This is a genomic window from Geobacillus proteiniphilus, assembly GCF_001908025.1.
In the GTDB taxonomy this organism is placed as follows: domain Bacteria; phylum Bacillota; class Bacilli; order Bacillales; family Anoxybacillaceae; genus Geobacillus; species Geobacillus proteiniphilus.
Genome location: NZ_MQMG01000001.1, coordinates 133,847 through 153,792, shown reverse-complemented (window position 1 = coordinate 153,792; position 19,946 = coordinate 133,847). Strand labels below are relative to the sequence as shown.

Here is a 19,946-nt window from a genome sequence, read left to right as displayed (position 1 = left end):
GAGATGGAGGTGTTCGGCGTGAACGGAAAGAAAAAGGAGACGGTCGTTCCGCTTTTGCCGCTGCGGGGGCTGCTCGTGTTTCCGACGATGGTGCTCCATTTGGATGTCGGGCGCGAGAAATCGGTCAAAGCGCTCGAGCAAGCCATGGTCGAGGATCATATGATTTTGCTGACGTCGCAAAAAGACGTTGCCATCGACGAACCGGACATGGATGACTTATATAAAATGGGAACGATCGCGCGCGTCAAGCAGCTTCTAAAACTCCCGAACGGCACGTTCCGCGTGCTTGTCGAAGGCGTCGCCCGGGCGCTCATCACGGAAGTGATCAGCGAGGAGCCGTACTTTCTCGTCAAAGTCGAAAAGTTTGCTGATCGGGCGGCGAAAGATTTGGAAGATGAGGCGCTCAAGCGGACGATGCTTGAATATTTCGAGCAGTACATAAACTTGTCCAAGCGGCTGTCGGTCGACATTTACGCCTCGATCGTCGACATCGATGAGCCGGGGCGAATGGCGGACATCATCGCCTCGCACTTGCCGCTTAAGCTTGAGGAAAAGCAGCGCATTTTAGAAACGATCGACGTGAAAGAGCGCCTCAATAAAATCATCCAAATTTTGCACAACGAAAAAGAAGTGCTCCAGCTTGAGAAAAAGATCAGCGCCCGCGTCAAGCAGTCGATGGAGCGGACGCAAAAAGAGTACTATTTGCGCGAGCAAATGAAGGCGATTCAAAAAGAGCTTGGCGAAAAGGAAGGAAAAACGGGCGAAGTCGAGGAGCTGAAAGAAAAAATCGAGGCGGCCGGCATGCCGGAGCATGTGAAACAAACAGCATTGAAGGAGCTTGACCGCTATGAAAAAATTCCGGCGACCTCAGCGGAAAGCGCAGTCATTCGCAACTACCTCGATTGGCTCATCGCTTTGCCGTGGTCGAAAGAAACGGAAGACATCCACGACATTAAGCGGGCGGAAGCGATTTTAAACGAAGAGCATTACGGGCTCGATAAAGTGAAAGAACGGGTGCTTGAATTTTTATCCGTCAAGCAGCTGACGAAATCGTTAAAAGGCCCGATTCTTTGCCTCGCCGGACCGCCGGGGGTCGGCAAAACGTCGCTCGCCCGCTCGATCGCCAAAGCGCTCGGCCGCCGCTTCGTCCGTGTTTCGCTCGGCGGCGTCCGCGACGAATCGGAAATTCGCGGCCATCGCCGCACGTATGTCGGCGCCATGCCGGGACGCATTATCCAGGGGATGAAAAAAGCAGGCACGATCAACCCCGTCTTCTTGCTCGATGAAATCGACAAAATGTCGAGCGACTTCCGTGGCGATCCATCGGCGGCCATGCTGGAGGTGCTTGATCCGGAGCAAAATCATACGTTCAGCGACCATTACATTGAAGAGCCGTACGATCTATCGAAAGTCATGTTTATCGCCACGGCCAACCATTTGGCGGCGATTCCGCAGCCGCTCTTGGACCGGATGGAAGTGATCCACATACCAGGCTACACAGAAGTGGAGAAGCTGCATATCGCCAAGCGGCATTTGCTGCCGAAACAAATCGCCGAGCACGGGCTGAAAAAGGCGGCGTTGCAAATTCGCGATGACGCGATGCTCGATATCATCCGCCATTATACGCGCGAAGCCGGGGTGCGGGAGCTTGAGCGGCAGCTCGCCGCTATCTGCCGAAAAGCGGCCCGCCTCATCGTTTCCGGCGAGAAAAAGCGGGTGGTGATCACAGAAAACAATCTTGAGGAATTTTTAGGGAAGCGAAAATACCGCTACGGCCGAGCGGAGGCGGAAGACCAAGTCGGCGTGGCGACCGGGCTGGCGTATACGGCGTTTGGCGGCGATACGCTCGCAATCGAAGTGTCGCTCGCGCCAGGCAATGGGAAACTCGTGCTGACCGGCAAGCTCGGCGATGTCATGAAAGAATCAGCGCAAGCGGCGTTCAGCTACGTGCGGTCGCGCGCTGAGGAGCTTGACATTGATCCGAAGTTCCATGAGAAATATGATATTCACATCCACGTTCCGGAAGGCGCGGTGCCGAAAGACGGGCCATCGGCCGGCATTACGATTGCGACCGCACTCATTTCCGCTTTGACGGGCAAGCCGGTGAGCCGTTTTGTCGGCATGACCGGGGAAATTACGCTGCGCGGCCGCGTTCTTCCGATCGGGGGGCTGAAAGAGAAAACGTTAAGCGCCCACCGTGCCGGATTGAAAACAGTCATTTTGCCGAAAGACAATGAAAAAGATTTGGCTGACATTCCGGAAACGGTGAAGCGCGACTTGCGCTTTGTGCTCGTCTCCCATCTCGATGAGGTGCTGCCGCACGCGTTGGTGGGGTGGAAGCGATGAATGTGAAGAAAGCAGAGCTTGTGACCAGTGCCGTCAAGCCGGAACAATATCCGGACGGCGGACGGCCGGAGGTGGCGCTCGCCGGCCGTTCGAACGTCGGCAAATCATCATTCATCAACAAAATGATCAACCGGAAAAATTTGGCGCGCACCTCCTCAAAGCCAGGCAAAACGCAGACGTTGAATTTTTATTTGATTAACGACTCGTTTTACTTTGTGGACGTGCCAGGTTATGGCTTCGCCCGCGTGTCGAAGCAGGAGCGGCAAAAATGGGGGAAAATGATGGAGACGTACTTTACGACGCGCGAGGTGCTCAAGGCGGCGGTCCTGCTCGTTGACTTGCGCCATCCGCCGACGAAAGACGATGTGATGATGTACGAGTTTTTGAAACATTACGAGATCCCGGTGATCGTCATCGCGACGAAAGCGGATAAAGTGCCGCGCGGCAAGCATCAAAAACACGCGAAAATCGCGCGCGAGACGCTGCGGATGGCTGACGGCGACCCGCTCATTTTGTTTTCCGCCGAGACCGGGCAAGGGAAAGATGAAGCATGGGCGGCGCTTTTGCCGTTTGTGGCCTCATGACGAAAACACCAGCGATTCGGCTGGTGTTTTCGCTTCCAAGGCTATTTTCGCCTAGCCCATAATATATAGATACCGATGGCGATGAGTCCGAGCGGCCAAAACTTCCAGACAGAGGAAAGTCCGGCTTGGACGAGGTGAAAGAATGGCTGGCCGCGCCCGGAAAACGTCAGCAAGACAGCGAGAAGCAAAAAAAGCACGCCAAAGCCGGCCCCGCCTTTTTGTTTGCGGCTGCTGGCGAAAAAAGCGAGCGCGATGAGGAAAAAAAACATGTTCACGCCGCGGGGCCAGAACGAAAATGCACCCGCAAGGAGCAACTCAACGCCAAATCCGAGTAAAAGAAAGCCGGGGAAAAGGTAAGCATATTCGCGCGCTGAATGCGCCTGGCCAAGCAAAGCCGCGCCGCAAATGGCAAGCAAGGCCGGCCACCCTTGGAAGAAATGGAAAAGGGGGGATTCCAACTGTCCGGCGAGAAAATACAGCCCGAGGCCGATGAACAAGATGCCGGCGAATACCGTTCGGGTTTTCATGATCGTCGCGTCCTCCGTTTCCCTTTTGGACATGTTTATGATAGAATGATCACTGTCTACAGTTTAGCATAGCTTTGGAGGCATGTTCACAATTTTTTCAAACCGGAACGATGGACGGTTGTGATATAATGATAGAAGGGATTCGGTCAATAAGGGGGATGGCATCGTGCAAATCGTAGTCGTTGGCGTCGACTATAAAACCGCCCCTGTAGAAATCCGCGAAAAGCTCGCGTTTGCGGAAGCGGAACTCGGTGCGGCGATGAAACAGCTCGCCAAGCAAAAAAGCGTGCTCGAAAATGTGATCGTCTCGACGTGCAACCGGACGGAAGTTTATGCAGTGGTCGATCAACTGCATACCGGCCGTTACTATATTAAAGCATTTTTAGCCGAATGGTTTGGCGTTAGAGTGGAAGCGATTGCTCCGTATTTGCGTGTGCTTGAAGGAGAGGCGGCCATCCAGCATTTGTTCCGCGTGGCGGCTGGCCTTGATTCGATGGTGCTTGGGGAAACGCAAATTTTAGGGCAAGTGAAAGACAGCTATTTGCTCGCTCAAGAGATCGGGACGAGCGGCACGATTTTCAACCATCTGTTCAAGCAGGCAGTGACCTTTGCGAAGCGCGCCCACTCGGAAACGGGCATCGGCGCGCACGCTGTATCGGTCAGCTATGCGGCGGTTGAGCTGGCGAAGAAAATTTTCGGCCGCCTTGCCGGCAAGCACGTCTTGATTATCGGGGCCGGCAAAATGGGGACGCTGGCGGCGCAAAACTTGTGCGGCAGCGGCGTCGGGAAGGTGACGGTTGTCAATCGGACGCTTGAAAAAGCGAAACAGCTTGCTAAGCAGTTTGCCGGCGAGGCGAAGCCGCTCGGCGAATTGTCATGCGCTTTGCTGGAAGCGGATATCGTCATCAGCTCGACGGGAGCCAAAGGCTATATTTTGACGAAGGAAATGGTGGCGCCGCTTGAGAAAATGCGCAAAGGCCGCCCGCTCTTTATGGTTGACATCGCGGTGCCGCGCGATTTGGATCCGGCGTTGGCTGATTTGGAAACCGTGTTTTTGTACGACATCGACGATTTGCAAGATGTGGTGGCGGCCAACTTGGCGGAACGGCAAAAGGCAGCGGCTCGCATTGAAACGATGATCGAAGCGGAACTTATGGCGTTCAGCCAATGGATGCAGACGCTCGGCGTCGTGCCAGTCATCGCCGCATTGCGCGAAAAGGCGCTGGCCATCCAAGCGGAAACGATGAAAAGTTTGGAGCGGAAACTGCCGCATTTGTCGGAGCGCGATTGGAAAGTGTTGAACAAACATACGAAAAGCATTATTAACCAGCTGCTCCGCGATCCGATTTTGCAGGCGAAGGAACTCGCCGCCGGCCCGAATGCCGAGGAGGCGCTTCAGCTGTTTATGAAAATTTTCAATATCGAAGATGCGGTGAAAGCCGAGCGGCGCATGCAGCAGGCGAAATCCGAGCAGCGCGATGAACAAGACGCGGAAGCGGTCCGTGCCGCCCGCCCATCATGGCAGCTGTAAGGTGGGATGGATGGTGGCGCTGTTGTATGAGCTGTCCATTTTGCTTTACATCGCCTCGATCCTTTTCTATTTCATCGATTTTTTGCAACAAAACCGGAAGGCGAACGACATCGCCTTCTGGTTGCTTTCTATTGTTTGGCTTTTGCAGACAGTGACGTTTGTTTCTCGCATCATTGAGACGAAGCGCTTTCCGATTTTAACGATGTCGGAAGGGCTTTATTTTTACGCCTGGCTGCTCATTACGCTGTCGCTCGTCATCAATCGGCTGCTGCGCGTCGATTTCATCGTCTTTTTTACGAACGTGCTTGCTTTTTTTATTTTGGCCATTCATACGTTCGCACCGTCTTCGCAGTCGCCGGCTGTTGCGGAGCGGCTCGTTTCGGAGCTGCTTATCATCCACATCACCCTTTCGCTCGGAGCGTATGCGGCGTTTACGCTGTCGTTTCTGTTTTCGGTGCTTTACATGTTGCAGTACAGTTTGCTGAAAAAGAAAAAGTGGGGGGCGCGCCTTTGGCGCATGGCGGATTTGTCACGGCTTGATTTTTTGTCGTATGTTTTAAATGTGCTCGGCTTGCCTATGTTGTTATTAGGGCTCATCCTTGGCGTGATTTGGGCGTACATTCAAATCGACCATTTCCATTGGTATGATGCGAAAGTGCTCGGGTCGTTTGTCGTTTTTCTCGTCTATGGCGTCTATTTTTACAAGCGAGCCGTCCGGCAGATGCAAGGGAAGGCGATCGCGCTATGGAACATCGGTTCGTTTTTATTTTTGCTTGTCAACTTTTTCTTGTTTGGCAGTTTGTCAAAATTTCATTTTTGGTATTCGTAATTGAGGTGGAACGAGATGCGGAACATTGTCGTTGGCTCGCGGCGCAGCAAGCTTGCCTTGACCCAGACGAAGTGGGTGATCAACGAATTGAAACAGCTTGGGGCGCCGTTTACGTTTGAAGTGAAAGAAATCGTCACGAAAGGAGATCGGGTGCTTGATGTTACGCTCTCGAAAGTCGGGGGCAAAGGGTTGTTTGTGAAAGAGATCGAGCATGAATTGCTCGCCGGCGGCATCGATATGGCGGTCCATAGCATGAAAGATATGCCGGCCGTGCTGCCCGAAGGTTTAGTGATCGGCGCGGTTCCGCGCCGCGAAGATGCACGCGATGTGCTTGTCAGCAAAGGAAACCGGATGCTCTCCGACTTGCCGCCTGGGTCGGTCATTGGCACGAGCAGCTTGCGCCGTTCGGCGCAGCTGCTTGCCTATCGCCCGGATTTGACGATCAAATGGATTCGCGGCAATATTGACACAAGGTTGGCGAAGCTCGAAAGCGAAGAGTACGATGCGATCGTGCTGGCGGCGGCGGGTCTTGCGCGCATGGGTTGGGGCGATGACGTCATCAGCGACTATCTTCCTTTTGATGTCTGTGTTCCGGCGGTCGGCCAAGGGGCGCTGGCGATCGAATGCCGGGAGGATGATGACGAATTGCGCGAATGGCTCAGCCGGTTAAACGACGAGCAAACCGAGCGGGCTGTTCGGGCGGAGCGCGCCTTTTTGCAGCAAATGGAAGGCGGCTGTCAAGTGCCGATTGCCGGCTACGCCGAAGCAGACGGCGGTATGGTGCGCCTCACGGCCCTTGTCGCTTCGCCGGATGGAAAAGAAAAGTATAAAGAAATGGTCACGGGCGCCGATCCGGAGGCCGTCGGCCGGCAGGCGGCCGCTGTCTTAATCGAACAAGGGGCGAAAGCGCTTATCGAGCGGGTGAAACAGGAGTTGAGCCAATCATGACACACAGCGCGCTCGCCGGCAAAACGGTGCTCGTGACGCGCGGCAAGGAGCAGGCCGCGTCATTTTCTGCCAAGCTGCGTGCTGTTGGCGCCGTTCCAGTCGAGCTTCCGCTCATTGTCATTCGACCGGCGACGGCGCCGGAAGAAATCGCTTCTATGGTTGAGCGGCTTGGCGAATACCGTTGGCTCGTTTTCACAAGCGCGAACGCCGTCCGCTTCTTTTTTCCGCATGTTTCGTTGCCGCGGCCGCTGCCGGAGATGGCTGTCGTCGGCCGGAAAACAGCGGCGGCGCTCGCCGAGCATGGTCTTTCCCCGGCGCTCGTGCCGGATGATTACACCGCCGAACGGCTGGCTGACTTGCTCATGCCGCGCGTCAAACAAGGCGACCGGGTGCTGTTTGTCAAAGGCAATTTGGCGCGCCCGACCTTGCCTGAGGCGTTGCGAAACGCCGGCGCCGCGGTCGACGAGCTCACGGTGTATGAGACCGCGTCTGACGAAAGCGGCCGGGAGCGGTTGTTGTCGCTGTTGCGCCGGCGGGAGCTTGATGCGGTCACCTTGATGAGCCCGTCGGCGGTTGACAGCCTTGTCCGCCTTCTCGACAAAGAAGCGGATGCCCTTCTTTCCAGTGTTGCGGTCGCCTGCATCGGACCGGTGACGAAAGAAGCGGCCGAGCGGGCGGGCATTCCAGTCCATATTTGTCCGACGGATTACACCACGGATGGTATAATCAAAGCGATGGAACAATATTTTTCCATGGAGGGACGATGAATGGCACTGTCATTTGACCGCCATCGCCGTTTGCGGCAAACGGCTGCGATTCGGGCGATGGTGCGCGAGACGCATCTTCGTGTCGAGGATCTCATTTACCCGCTGTTTGTGGTCGAGGGCAGCGGCATTAAGCGGGAAGTGCCGTCGATGCCAGGGGTTTACCATTTATCGCTTGACCGCTTATCCGAGGAAGTGGACGACATCGCCAAGCTTGGCATTCCCGCCGTCATGGTGTTTGGCGTGCCGAATGAAAAAGATGAAGTCGGTTCGCAGGCGTATTGCGAAACAGGGATTGTTCAGCGGGCGATCCGCCAAATCAAAGCCGAACACCCAGATCTAGTCGTCATTGCTGATACGTGTTTATGTGAATATACGAGCCACGGCCATTGCGGCGTCGTCGAAAACGAGCGTGTGCTGAACGACCCGTCGCTCGAGCTCCTCACCAAAACGGCGGTGAGCCAAGCGCAAGCCGGCGCCGACATCATCGCGCCGTCGAACATGATGGACGGCTTTGTCGCCGCCATTCGCCGTGGGCTTGATGAAGCAGGGTTTGAGTATGTGCCGATCATGTCGTATGCAATCAAATACGCTTCGGCGTTTTACGGCCCGTTCCGTGATGCCGCCGACAGCGCGCCGCAGTTTGGCGACCGGAAGACGTACCAAATGGATCCGGCCAACCGCCTTGAGGCGTTTCGCGAGGCGGAGTCGGATGTCAAAGAAGGCGCTGATTTCTTGATGGTGAAGCCAGCGCTTGCCTACATGGATATTATCCGCGACATCAAAAACCGTTTTCCGCTGCCGCTTGTCGCTTATAACGTGAGCGGCGAGTATGCGATGATCAAGGCGGCGGCGCAAAACGGCTGGATCGATGAGAAGCCGGTTGTCATGGAAATGTTGACAGGGATGAAACGGGCGGGCGCGGATTTGATCATTACGTATTTTGCCAAAGATGTCGCCCGCTGGCTGGCTGAATAGAGAGGAGGGCGGAAGCATGCGAAGCTACGAACGGTCAAAAACCGCTTACGAAGAAGCGGTGAAATTGATGCCGGGCGGGGTGAACAGCCCGGTGCGCGCCTTCAAGTCGGTCGGGATGACGCCGATTTTCATGGCGCGCGGCCAAGGATCGAAAATTTACGATATTGACGGCAATGAGTACATTGATTACGTGCTGTCATGGGGGCCGCTCATTTTAGGGCATGCCCATCCCCAAGTCGTTGAAGCGTTGAAGCGGGTGGCGGAACAAGGGACGAGCTTTGGCGCTCCGACATTGCTTGAAAATGAGCTCGCCAAGCTCGTGATTGAGCGGGTGCCGTCGGTGGAAATCGTGCGGATGGTCAATTCCGGTACGGAGGCGACGATGAGCGCCCTCCGCTTAGCGCGCGGCTATACGAAGCGCAACAAAATCATGAAATTCGAAGGCAGCTACCACGGCCACGGCGATTCGCTGCTCATTAAAGCCGGCTCCGGCGTGGCGACGCTCGGCTTGCCGGACAGCCCGGGCGTTCCGGAATCGGTCGCCCAGCATACGATCACGGTGCCGTACAACGATTTGGACAGCGTCCGCTATGCGTTTGAGCGGTTTGGCGAAGACATCGCCGCGGTGATCGTCGAACCGGTCGCCGGCAACATGGGCGTCGTTCCGCCAGTGCCTGGCTTTTTGGAAGGGTTGCGCGAGGTGACGAAACAATACGGCGCTTTATTGATTTTCGACGAGGTCATGACCGGGTTCCGCGTCGATTACCATTGCGCCCAAGGGTATTACGGCGTTGAGCCGGATTTGACGTGCCTTGGCAAAGTGATCGGCGGCGGCTTGCCGGTCGGGGCGTACGGGGGCAAAGCCGAGATCATGGAGCTTGTCGCGCCGAGCGGACCGGTGTACCAAGCCGGCACGCTCTCCGGCAATCCGCTCGCCATGACGGCCGGGTACGAGACGCTCCGCCAGCTGACGCCGGAAACGTACGAAGAGCTTGGCCGCAAAGCGGCGCGCCTTGCGGATGGGCTTCATCAGGCAGCAGAGAAATACGACATCCCGCATACGATCAACCGCGCTGGGTCGATGATCGGCTTTTTCTTCACGAACGAGCCGGTGGTCAACTACGAGACAGCGAAAACGTCCGACTTGGAGCTGTTTGCCGCCTATTATCGGGAAATGGCGAATGAAGGCATTTTCCTGCCGCCGTCGCAATTTGAAGGGCTGTTTTTGTCGACGGCGCACAGTGATGATGATATTGAATATACGATTGCCGCTGCTGAGCGGGTGTTTGCCCGTCTGCGCGGATAAGGAAAGGGGCTGCCGACCGTCGGCAGCCCAATTTTTTATCATACCGCCTCGTTTCCGTTCATACAATGGATAATGTCATCAAAACCATTTGCCGAAGGGACGGAAGGAGGAGGCCCGGTTGGAGCAATCGTATTTGCGTTTTTCATTGGAAGAATCGGTCTGGTTTAAAAGAGGACAGGAAGTCGCCGAGTTTTTATCCATTTCTCTTGATCCGGTCATTTCCGTCGATGAGTACGACCAATATATTACGATCCGTGGGGCGCTCGAGCTAAACGGTGAATTTCGTCAGGCGGGCGAAGGGCTCGTCGAGGCGGATGACGACGTGTTTGAGCTGGCTGGTTATCGGTTCATTCAGCACATTTCGGTGCGCGAAGACGGGATCAGCGAACTGTCGCACCGTTTTCCAATCGATATTACGATTCCAAAAAACCGCATTCGTTCCCTTGAGGATGTGTACGTGACGGTTGAATCGTTTGATTATGATTTGGATGAAAACGGAAGATTGCTGATCACTGCCGACATTTCGATCAGCGGCATCAGTGAAGCGCCGCTTGGCGATGATTTGCCGGACGATGAGGAGGACGATGAGCCGCTGTTTGCCCCGTTTGAATCGATCGCCCGCAAGGAAGCGGCCGGTGAGGAAGCGTTTGCTTCCGTGGATGATCTCGCCGATGAGGCGGATGAACAGCCGGCTTTGGCCGCCGGCGAAACGACGGTTTCCGTCATGGAGCCAGCCGCCTTGCGTCATGAAGAAACGGGGGCTGAAGAAGAGGAGGCCAAAGAGCCGTTTTTGCCGCTTGAGACGGAAACGAAGGTGGTCAGCGCACAGACGGAGGAAGACATCGCTTCGCTGCTGCCGCCAACTGAGGCGAAGGTATCGATCGGGGCGGCGAAAAAGGCGGTTGAGGAAGAAGAGGAAGAAGAAACGAAAACAAAAAGCGAAAATGCGCTTTACTTGACGAAATTGTTTGCGAAAAGCGAGGCGGAAGAGTTTACGAAACTGAAAATTTGCATCGTCCAGCAAGGAGATTCATTGGACAAGATTGCCGAACGGTATGATGTGACCGTCTCGCAGCTTTTGCGCGCCAATGATTTGGAAAGCCCAGATGACGTGCACGAGGGGCAGCTGCTATATATTCCGGCCATGGCGGGAAGCCGTCCTTTCTCATGAAAGGGACGCTTTCCGTTTCTTTTGCTGATAAGGGGGCGTAACGATGGCCGCACAGTCTGACCGATATGATGCTGTGCTCGTCCAGTATGGGCTTCGACCAGTGCGCATTGAGCAGCGAGGCAAAGCCGTCAAGGTATACACGAACCGCGGCGTTTTTGCTTTAAAGCCGCTCGAAAGCGAGCAAGAAGCCGCCGCCGTTTGGCAGTCTCTTCAGCATGGCGGTCCCCGTTGTCTCCCGCTTTACCTGACGCGGCGGCGGTCGCTGTTTGCCACAGAAGGCGGCCGTCTTTATTATTTGCAAGCCTGGCATCATGGCGAAGCGAGAGCGGATGAGGATGCCGTTCGCTCCTTTTTTCGCGAACTCGCCCGCCTCCATCGCGCCACCGTCCGCACGATCGAGGTGAGTGAGGAAGAGGCGGCGGCGTACCGAAAGCAAAAAAAGGACGAATGGCAACGGGCGCGGACGGTGTGGGAAGAACGGATTGAGCGGTACGAAGCGGCGTGGTACATGTCTCCGTTTCAGCTTCAATGCTGCACATATTTCCATGAGGTGATGCGCGCGTACTCGTTCGCTGAAGAACGGCTCGATGTGTGGGAAGAGACGCTCAAAGAGACGAAGCAATGGCGCATCGCCTGGGTGCACGGCAAAGCGCGCCTCTCCCACTATATCCCGCCGTATTGGATCAGTTGGGAGCGGGCGCATTGGAATTCACCGCTCTTTGATGTGATCGCCGCGCTCCGTTTTCACGTACAGACAATGCCGCCGCTTGGGCGCGAGTGGCTTGAAGGGATGGAGGAGTACGAGAAGGAGCTGCCGCTGTCCGACGGAGAGCGGGCGTTTTTATACAGCCATTTGGCGGAGCCGCGCGGGTTTGTCCGCTGTTTGGAGAGGTATGAGGCCGCTTCGCGGAACGAGCGGAACGAACGGGAATATGTGGCCGCGTTGCAGCGTCGTTATTTGGCGTTCAAAAATACGGAGGCGCTCGTTATGCACCTTGTCCAACGCGACGCCGCGCGGCAGCAGGAAGAAGCGGTGGACAACGAACCGCCGGCGGATGAAAGCAGCAATGATTAAATGGATTTTGAATCCAGCCAAACAAAACGGCGTCGCACTAAATCCATTCCAAATGGAGCGCCACGGCAATGAAAACGAAGATGGCCAATAAAATGACATCAAACGTCGTTGGCAGAAAAATGGTGCGGATCGCTTGAAAAATGGTGAGCGGGATGATCACTTGGGCGCAGACGGCGCGCACTTGCCGAAGCCACGGCGGCCACGAATACGGGTTGAATCGCCGCATCGACATTCCCTCCTTCTCCGGTTTACTATACAATATGAAACGTGCGATTGTTTGTCACCAAATGCACACGGATGGAATAAATAAATAAAAACTTGGCAAAGATGATGGACAATGGTAGTATAATAATCGAACAATGATGACAAAAGCGAAGACGGGGAGGAGTACAGCGGTCCGCGCCTGCAGAGAGGGAAATCAGAAGCTGCGAGATTTCCTAGGATGACGGCTGCTGGAAGGTCGCCCTTGAGCTGCTTCTTTGAAAGGCGCTGCTGCCGAGTAGAGGAAGCCGGCATCATGCCGTTATGCCAATGAAGCGCTTAAGCCTTTGGGCTTAAGAAAAAAGGTGGTACCGCGAAAGCAGCTCCTTTCGTCCTTTTTGGATGAAAGGGGCTTTTTTGCTTGCCGGCTGCGCGGCATTGCTCAGTGGGAAGCCGCCGTCGGCCGCATTGTCCATCATGTTGAAGGAGGGAAATGAAACATGGCACAGCACGAAGTGTCGATGCCGCCCAAATACGACCACCGCGCGGTCGAAGCGGGGCGCTACGAATGGTGGCTGAAAGGAAAATTTTTTGAAGCGACCGGTGATCCGAACAAACGACCGTTTACGATCGTCATCCCGCCGCCCAACGTCACCGGCAAACTGCATCTGGGGCACGCGTGGGATACGACGCTGCAAGACATCATTACGCGCATGAAACGGATGCAAGGGTATGACGTTCTGTGGCTTCCGGGAATGGATCACGCCGGCATCGCCACCCAGGCGAAAGTGGAAGAGAAGCTGCGCCAGCAAGGGCTGTCGCGCTACGATTTAGGCCGGGAAAAATTTTTAGAAGAAACGTGGAAGTGGAAGGAAGAATACGCCGGCCATATTCGCAGCCAATGGGCGAAGTTAGGGCTTGGCCTCGATTACACGCGCGAGCGGTTCACGCTCGATGAAGGGCTCTCAAAAGCGGTGCGCGAAGTGTTCGTCTCGCTCTACCGGAAAGGGCTTATTTACCGCGGCGAGTACATCATCAACTGGGACCCGGTGACGAAAACCGCTTTGTCAGACATTGAGGTCGTTTATAAAGAAGTAAAAGGCGCGCTCTACCATTTGCGCTATCCGCTCGCTGACGGCTCCGGCTACATTGAAGTGGCGACGACCCGTCCGGAAACGATGCTCGGCGATACGGCCGTTGCTGTGCACCCCGATGACGAGCGGTACAAGCACTTGATCGGCAAAATGGTAAAACTGCCGATCGTTGGCCGCGAAATTCCGATCATTGCCGACGAATACGTCGATATGGAGTTCGGCTCCGGGGCGGTCAAAATTACGCCGGCGCACGACCCGAACGACTTTGAAATCGGCAACCGCCACAACTTGCCGCGCATTCTTGTCATGAACGAAGACGGCACGATGAATGAAAACGCCATGAAATACCAAGGGCTTGACCGGTTTGAATGCCGGAAGCAGATCGTCCGCGATTTGCAAGAACAAGGCGTCCTCTTTAAAATCGAGGAGCACGTGCACTCAGTCGGTCACAGTGAACGGAGCGGCGCTGTTATCGAGCCGTATTTGTCGACGCAATGGTTTGTGAAAATGAAGCCGCTCGCCGAAGCCGCCATCAAGCTCCAGCAAACCGACGGCAAAGTGCAGTTCGTGCCGGAGCGTTTTGAAAAAACGTATTTGCATTGGCTTGAAAACATCCGCGACTGGTGCATTTCGCGCCAGCTTTGGTGGGGGCATCGCATCCCGGCATGGTACCATAAAGAAACGGGTGAAATTTACGTCGACCATGAACCGCCAAAAGACATTGAAAACTGGGAGCAAGACCCCGACGTGCTTGATACGTGGTTCAGCTCGGCGCTTTGGCCGTTCTCGACAATGGGATGGCCGGATGTGGAATCGTCGGATTACAAGCGCTACTACCCGACTGATGTGCTTGTCACCGGCTATGACATCATTTTCTTCTGGGTGTCGCGCATGATTTTCCAAGGGCTCGAATTCACCGGGAAGCGCCCGTTCAAAGACGTGCTCATCCACGGTCTTGTCCGCGATGCCCAAGGGCGGAAAATGAGCAAATCGCTCGGCAACGGCGTCGATCCGATGGATGTGATCGATCAGTACGGCGCCGATGCGCTCCGTTACTTCTTGGCGACCGGCAGCTCGCCGGGGCAAGACTTGCGCTTCAGCACCGAAAAAGTTGAAGCGACGTGGAATTTTGCCAACAAAATTTGGAACGCCTCGCGCTTTGCCTTGATGAACATGGGCGGCATGACGTACGAGGAGCTTGATTTGAGCGGCGAAAAAACGGTCGCCGACCATTGGATTTTAACGCGCCTCAACGAAACGATCGACACGGTGACGAAGCTTGCTGAGAAATACGAATTCGGCGAAGCGGGGCGCACGCTGTACAACTTTATTTGGGACGACTTGTGCGACTGGTACATTGAAATGGCGAAATTGCCGCTTTACGGTGACGACGAAGCGGCGAAAAAGACGACGCGCTCCGTGTTGGCGTATGTGCTCGACAACACGATGCGCCTGCTTCACCCGTTCATGCCGTTCATTACCGAGGAAATTTGGCAAAACTTGCCGCATGAAGGCGAATCGATCACCGTCGCTCCGTGGCCGCAAGTGCGCCCTGAGCTGTCGAACGAAGAAGCGGCGGAAGAAATGCGGATGCTCGTCGACATCATCCGCGCCGTCCGCAACGTCCGCGCCGAAGTGAACACGCCGCCGAGCAAGCCGATTGCGCTCTATATTAAGGTGAAAGATGAACAAGTGCGGGCGGCGCTCATGAAAAACCGCGCCTATCTTGAGCGGTTCTGCAACCCGAGCGAGCTCTTGATCGATACAAACGTTCCCGCGCCGGACAAAGCGATGACGGCGGTCGTCACCGGCGCCGAGCTCATCATGCCGCTTGAAGGGTTGATCAATATTGAGGAAGAAATTAAGCGGCTTGAAAAAGAGATTGACAAATGGAACAAAGAAGTCGAGCGCGTCGAAAAGAAACTGGCGAACGAAGGCTTTTTGGCGAAAGCGCCGGCTCATGTCGTCGAAGAAGAGCGGCGCAAGCGGCAAGATTACATGGAAAAACGCGAAGCCGTCAAGGCGCGCCTCGCCGAGCTCAAACGGTAGACAAACGATCTTGCTGTTGATTATGATGAAGACGAATCCGCTTTCCTGTGGATTCGTCTTTTTCGATGGATCATGATGGAAGGTTGGCATATTCTGAGAAAATGTTTGTTGTCAACATATACTCGCTTTCGCCAAGCTTCTCGATGTGTGGCGCATCCGCCGCATGAAGCCGGCAGGGGGCGGCAAGACACCAATGGAAAAAGGAGGATGATGGACATGGTTCGAACGTATGAAGAAGCGGTCGCTTGGATTCACGGGCGGCTGCGGCTTGGCATGAAACCAGGATTGAAACGGATGGAATGGATGATGGAAAAACTCGGGCATCCGGAACGCCGCGTCCGCGCCGTCCATATCGGGGGAACGAACGGCAAAGGGTCAACGGTCGCCTATTTGCGCTCCATTTTGCAAGCGGCGGGCTATTCGGTCGGCACGTTCACCTCGCCGTATGTCGAGCAGTTTAACGAACGAATCAGCATAAACGGCGAACCGATTCGCGATGAAGAGATCGTGGAGCTTGTGCAAACGATCAAACCGCTTGCGGACGAATTGGAACAGACGGAACTTGGCGGACCGACCGAATTTGAAGTGATCACGGCGATGATGCTTGATTATTTTGGCAAAAAAAACATTCAAGACATCGTGCTCATTGAAGTCGGTCTCGGCGGCCGCTTGGACTCAACCAACATCATTTATCCGCTCCTTTCCGTCATTACGAACGTCAGCTACGATCATATGAACATCTTAGGCGATACGCTCGATCAGATCGCCGCGGAAAAAGCGGGGATCATTAAATCAGGGGTTCCGCTTGTGACAGCGGTCAACGAGCCTGAGGCGTGGGATGTGATCGCCAAGACGGCGGCGGAGCGGAAAGCGAAAACATATCGTCTCGGCGTCGATTTCACCGTTTCCGACCGGCAGGCGACGGCGGAAGGGGAGCAGTTTTCCGTCATGACGCCGTTTGCCGAGTATCCCAATTTGCGCATTTCTATGCCCGGCGCCCATCAAGTCGAAAACGCGGCGGTGGCGGTGATGGCGGCAGAACTATTGCGCCTTGGCTATTCGTTTTTGATCGATCCGGAGCATATCGCCGATGGGCTGGCCACAGCCGCTTGGCCCGGCCGGTTTGAGCGGGTGAGCGACCATCCGCTGATCATCCTCGACGGCGCCCATAACGAAGCGGGCATCCGCGCTCTTGTGGAGACGGTGCGCACCCATTATCCCGACAAACGCGTCCATGTCTTGTTCGCCGCGCTGACAGACAAGCCGCTTGAGCGGATGATTCAACGGCTTGATGAGCTCGCGGATACGATCACGTTTACCACGTTTGATTTTCCGCGCGCGGCAGCGGCGGAACAGTTGGCTGCTCTTTCATCCCATCGGCATAAGGCGACTGTTCATCGTTGGAAGGAGTGGATCGGTGAGCAGAAAACACGTTTGTCGGCTCAAGAAATGTTGCTGATTACGGGGTCTTTGTACTTTATTTCCGAAGTAAAAAAACGGCTTGCGTAAGAAAAATTTGCTATCAACAACGTCTTTGAAATGGTATAATGAAGATAAAGAAAAATAGGCAATTTGTCATGAAACGGGGAGAGGAACATGAGGAAAAGGAGGTTTTTCCAAGCTCTTACAGCGTCGGTCTGGGCATTTTTGCTCATGTTTTGCACAGGTGGGAAGGAGGTTGCCGTTCAAGCCGCTTCTTCCTCTCTGCCATCGCTTCAATTGCAGTTTTCTTCGTCACAATCAGAGTACGCCAAGCCGCCAAACGGCGATGCCCAAGGCCGGCTCGATGTGACGCTCGTTCCACAAGGCGCTGTTTCAGGAATCATCCGCCCGCCGATCGATGTCGTGTTTGTCATGGACGTGTCGGGGTCGATGACGGCAATGAAGCTGCAAAGCGCCAAATCCGCTCTGCAAGCGGCGGTCAACTACTTTAAGTCCAATTACAACCAAAATGACCGCTTTGCTCTTATTCCGTTTTCCGATGGAGTGCGGGAAGCAAGTGTGGTTCCGTTTGGGAAGTACTCGAATGTTGCAAGTCAGCTTGATGCCATTCTCAATACCGGCAACAGCTTGACCGCCGGCGGCGGAACGAACTATTCGGCTGCTTTGTCTCTTGCTAAGTCGTATTTCACGGACCCAACGAGGAAAAAGTATATCATTTTCTTAACGGATGGCATGCCGACGGTGTTGAATACAGTCGATACGATTACGTACCGGGAGGTTAAACCGAAATTTTGGGGCGGATATCAGTATACAGGGAATAGAGTAACCGATTCTCTTTCGGTCACATACGAATTGTACAGCGATGGACGGACTGCCGGTATCCGTTTTACCGACAACAAAGGATATTCTCGCCAATTTTACAGCGACGGGCAAGATTATGTCAATGGATGGCGGGTGTCTTGGGATAACGGCTATTCGTTCACTTACAGCGGCATCGAAGGGAAAATCCGAGCCGATGCCACAGCGGTGGCGAAAACGCTCGGGATGAACAATATCACTCTTTACTCAATCGGCTTCGGCGACAATGATGAAGTCGATATGGACTATTTACGGTCGCTTTCAGCGACTGCCGGCGGCGAGGCGCGGCAAGGAACGACGCAAAATTTGACCGCCTTGTTCCAACAGTTTTCCCAGCTTGCCACCACGCCGGCGATCACCGGAACGATCCGCATCCCGCTTTCGTCGTTTGGCGGCAATGTCGCCGTTGCGGAAAACGGCCAAGTATGGCTGGATGAAAACAAGCAAAACGCGTATATTTCGTTTTCCATCCCATACCAAGTTGGCCAGGGCACACCGGCGCCGGTGACAGTTCCGATTCCCGTGTCATTTAAAGCAAAAGGGACATATACGTTCAATGCTGAACTGACGTATCGGGATGTGTATGGCCAACCACAGCCGGCTGTGACGAAAACGGTGACCGTCACTGTCAAAGATGAAGCGCCGCCGTCGTTTACTGGAACGGTGAAGCTGCAAGGGTTGACCAATGATGTCACGAGCTTAATCAAACGCGGGGCCACCGATGGCGACGACAACCGCTTCCGGGCTACGTATTCGTTGTCGCTTGTCGGGTATGTCGGCAATGCGACCGGGACGATCAGCAATGTGAGCATTGTCCAAGAACTGCCCGATGGCATCTCCGTTGTTCCCGATGACAAAGTCACAACCTATGTGGAGAATGGCAAGCGTTATGCCAAATGGTCTTTCACCAATCAAACGTTCGACTACAGCCAGCTCAACAAACTGACGCTCTCGGCGCAATGGGTGATGCAGGCGGACTTTGCCATGAACAGTGTTCAATTGCCGCCAGCTTCGGTGACATTCACCGACAGCCGTTATGGCGCCCAAACATCGACGCTCGTTCCGCCGGCGGAACGAATCGGCATGACAGTTCGTTTGGATGATTTTCCATACTTTTACTATGAAGGGGATGGAAAGGGTACTATCACAAAACACAAATTTTCTGCTTTATCAGACGACATTGTCGGACAGGCGAATCCCAATTCTAATTCCAATTCATATGGATTATTGCCGTTACCTGTCAAAGCGCTGCAATATGACCCGAATGATGATGGCGTGCTGCTTGTCACGTACAGCAACGGCCAGACGGTACCGGTGTACATTAAACCCCATCTTTCCGTTGTGACAGCCAATGGAGTCGTGCCAAACGGAGCGACGACTTATGAGGCGCCGACCGTTAAAATAACCGGGTTGGTAGCCGGTGAAGGGGTGTCATATCAGTACCAAGCAGTGCGAAATGGGGTGGCATCCGCTTGGACGCCGCTCTCGTCGCCGTATGTTGTTGCCATTTCCAATGACGGTTCCTACACGGTGAATGTGCAGGCGTCAGGAGGATTGACGAGAGGAACGGGTTTAACGAGCGCAGCGTTTACGTATACAAAGCTGATTACAGAACTGAAGCTTGGTTCATATCAGGCGACGATGAATGTCGGAGATACGCAGACGATTCCAGTGACGATCGTTCCGAGCGATGCGACGAACAAAACGTTGGCATGGTCATCGAGCGACAATACGATCGCCGTGGTGCAAAACGAAACCGTGACAGCGCTAAAGCCTGGAACGGTCACCATCACTGTCCGCTCGACAGACGGAGGAAATGCGTCAGCGACGGCAACGATTCGTGTGATTGATCCGTACGTACCGCTTACAGGCATGGCGTTCCGCAATCCGATTCTATACATGAATGTCGGCGATCAACTCGAAGTGGCGCCAGAACTCCGTTTCATTCCGGAAAATGCAACGGACAAGGCGCTTCGCTCTGTTGCAACGTCTGACGATCGGTTTGTCAAGGTGGTTCAAGAAAACGGGAAATGGTATTTGCAAGCGGTTGATGTCGGATATGCCACCATCACGGCGACAGCCAAGGTGAAAGCGCTGGATGGCCGGGATATTCAAGCTGAGGCGACCGTCATTGTCCGATCGCCTTCCACCAACCAAAATGGCGGGAACGGCGGCAAATGGTAGCCATGAATAAAGCGCGGCCTCCCTTTCGGGAGCGCCGCTTTCCGTTTTGAATCAAAAA

At 54.7% G+C, this 19,946-nt stretch carries 15 protein-coding genes and 1 other annotated feature; of the genes, 13 read left to right on the top strand and 2 right to left on the bottom strand.

What is annotated here, in order from left to right; all coding sequences use genetic code 11:
- Window positions 1-3: 3 nt before the first annotated feature.
- Window positions 4-2,346: an endopeptidase La gene (lon, locus tag BRO54_RS00825; RefSeq protein WP_031206390.1), complete on the top strand. Its 2,343-nt coding sequence runs from the start codon at window positions 4-6 to the stop codon at window positions 2,344-2,346.
- A complete protein-coding gene (yihA, locus tag BRO54_RS00820) occupies window positions 2,343-2,930 on the top strand; it encodes a ribosome biogenesis GTP-binding protein YihA/YsxC (RefSeq protein WP_014196452.1) in 588 nt (195 codons plus the stop codon). The genes lon and yihA overlap by 4 nt, the downstream gene beginning before the upstream one ends.
- A 41-nt stretch (window positions 2,931-2,971) precedes the next feature.
- On the opposite strand, the gene BRO54_RS00815 is transcribed toward yihA, so the two are convergent.
- Window positions 2,972-3,457: a LiaI-LiaF-like domain-containing protein gene (locus BRO54_RS00815; protein ID WP_033025941.1), complete on the bottom strand. Its 486-nt coding sequence runs from the start codon at window positions 3,455-3,457 to the stop codon at window positions 2,972-2,974.
- A 166-nt stretch (window positions 3,458-3,623) separates the two neighbouring features.
- Between BRO54_RS00815 and hemA the strand changes: the two genes are divergently transcribed.
- The 8 genes from hemA (at window position 3,624) to ysxE (ending at window position 12,059) form a co-directional block, all read left to right on the top strand.
- Window positions 3,624-4,988 carry a glutamyl-tRNA reductase gene (gene hemA / locus BRO54_RS00810; protein WP_033025940.1) on the top strand — a complete coding sequence of 455 codons (1,365 nt, stop codon included), beginning with the start codon at window positions 3,624-3,626 and terminating at the stop codon, window positions 4,986-4,988.
- Between the two features lie 10 nt (window positions 4,989-4,998).
- Window positions 4,999-5,817 (top strand): cytochrome c biogenesis protein CcsA, encoded by an 819-nt coding sequence (ccsA, locus tag BRO54_RS00805; protein ID WP_033025939.1) that lies wholly within the window; start codon window positions 4,999-5,001, stop codon window positions 5,815-5,817.
- A gap of 15 nt (window positions 5,818-5,832) precedes the next feature.
- The gene (hemC, locus tag BRO54_RS00800) at window positions 5,833-6,765 is read left to right on the top strand and encodes a hydroxymethylbilane synthase (protein ID WP_033025938.1); all 933 of its coding nucleotides are present in this window, start codon (window positions 5,833-5,835) and stop codon (window positions 6,763-6,765) included.
- Window positions 6,762-7,532: a uroporphyrinogen-III synthase gene (locus tag BRO54_RS00795; RefSeq protein ID WP_033020289.1), complete on the top strand. Its 771-nt coding sequence runs from the start codon at window positions 6,762-6,764 to the stop codon at window positions 7,530-7,532. Before hemC ends, BRO54_RS00795 begins: the two co-directional genes overlap by 4 nt.
- On the top strand, window positions 7,533-8,507 hold the full coding sequence (gene hemB / locus BRO54_RS00790; RefSeq protein ID WP_033025936.1) for a porphobilinogen synthase: 975 nt from the start codon (window positions 7,533-7,535) through the stop codon (window positions 8,505-8,507).
- A gap of 16 nt (window positions 8,508-8,523) precedes the next feature.
- Window positions 8,524-9,813, top strand: a complete 1,290-nt coding sequence (hemL, locus tag BRO54_RS00785) for a glutamate-1-semialdehyde 2,1-aminomutase (RefSeq protein WP_033025934.1) — start codon at window positions 8,524-8,526, stop codon at window positions 9,811-9,813.
- 118 nt (window positions 9,814-9,931) lie between these two features.
- The gene (gene spoVID, locus BRO54_RS00780) at window positions 9,932-10,984 is read left to right on the top strand and encodes a stage VI sporulation protein D (RefSeq protein ID WP_033025933.1); all 1,053 of its coding nucleotides are present in this window, start codon (window positions 9,932-9,934) and stop codon (window positions 10,982-10,984) included.
- A gap of 43 nt (window positions 10,985-11,027) precedes the next feature.
- A complete protein-coding gene (ysxE, locus tag BRO54_RS00775; RefSeq protein ID WP_074042800.1) occupies window positions 11,028-12,059 on the top strand; it encodes a spore coat protein YsxE in 1,032 nt (343 codons plus the stop codon).
- Window positions 12,060-12,096: 37 nt separating this feature from the next.
- Here the strand turns inward: ysxE and BRO54_RS00770 are convergent, their stop codons facing one another.
- The gene (locus tag BRO54_RS00770; protein ID WP_011232115.1) at window positions 12,097-12,285 is read right to left on the bottom strand and encodes a hypothetical protein; all 189 of its coding nucleotides are present in this window, start codon (window positions 12,283-12,285) and stop codon (window positions 12,097-12,099) included.
- 139 nt (window positions 12,286-12,424) lie between these two features.
- Window positions 12,425-12,660: a binding site (T-box leader), on the top strand.
- Window positions 12,661-12,760: 100 nt separating this feature from the next.
- On the opposite strand from BRO54_RS00770, the gene BRO54_RS00765 reads away from it, so the two are divergent.
- From BRO54_RS00765 to BRO54_RS00755, 3 genes are all read left to right on the top strand, one after another.
- Window positions 12,761-15,403 carry a valine--tRNA ligase gene (locus BRO54_RS00765; RefSeq protein ID WP_074042799.1) on the top strand — a complete coding sequence of 881 codons (2,643 nt, stop codon included), beginning with the start codon at window positions 12,761-12,763 and terminating at the stop codon, window positions 15,401-15,403.
- Window positions 15,404-15,619: 216 nt separating this feature from the next.
- Complete coding sequence (locus tag BRO54_RS00760; protein ID WP_074042798.1) at window positions 15,620-16,912, top strand: bifunctional folylpolyglutamate synthase/dihydrofolate synthase; 1,293 nt, start codon at window positions 15,620-15,622, stop codon at window positions 16,910-16,912.
- An 87-nt stretch (window positions 16,913-16,999) separates the two neighbouring features.
- Complete coding sequence (locus BRO54_RS00755; protein ID WP_033025929.1) at window positions 17,000-19,888, top strand: VWA domain-containing protein; 2,889 nt, start codon at window positions 17,000-17,002, stop codon at window positions 19,886-19,888.
- The last annotated feature ends 58 nt before the right edge of the window (window positions 19,889-19,946 follow it).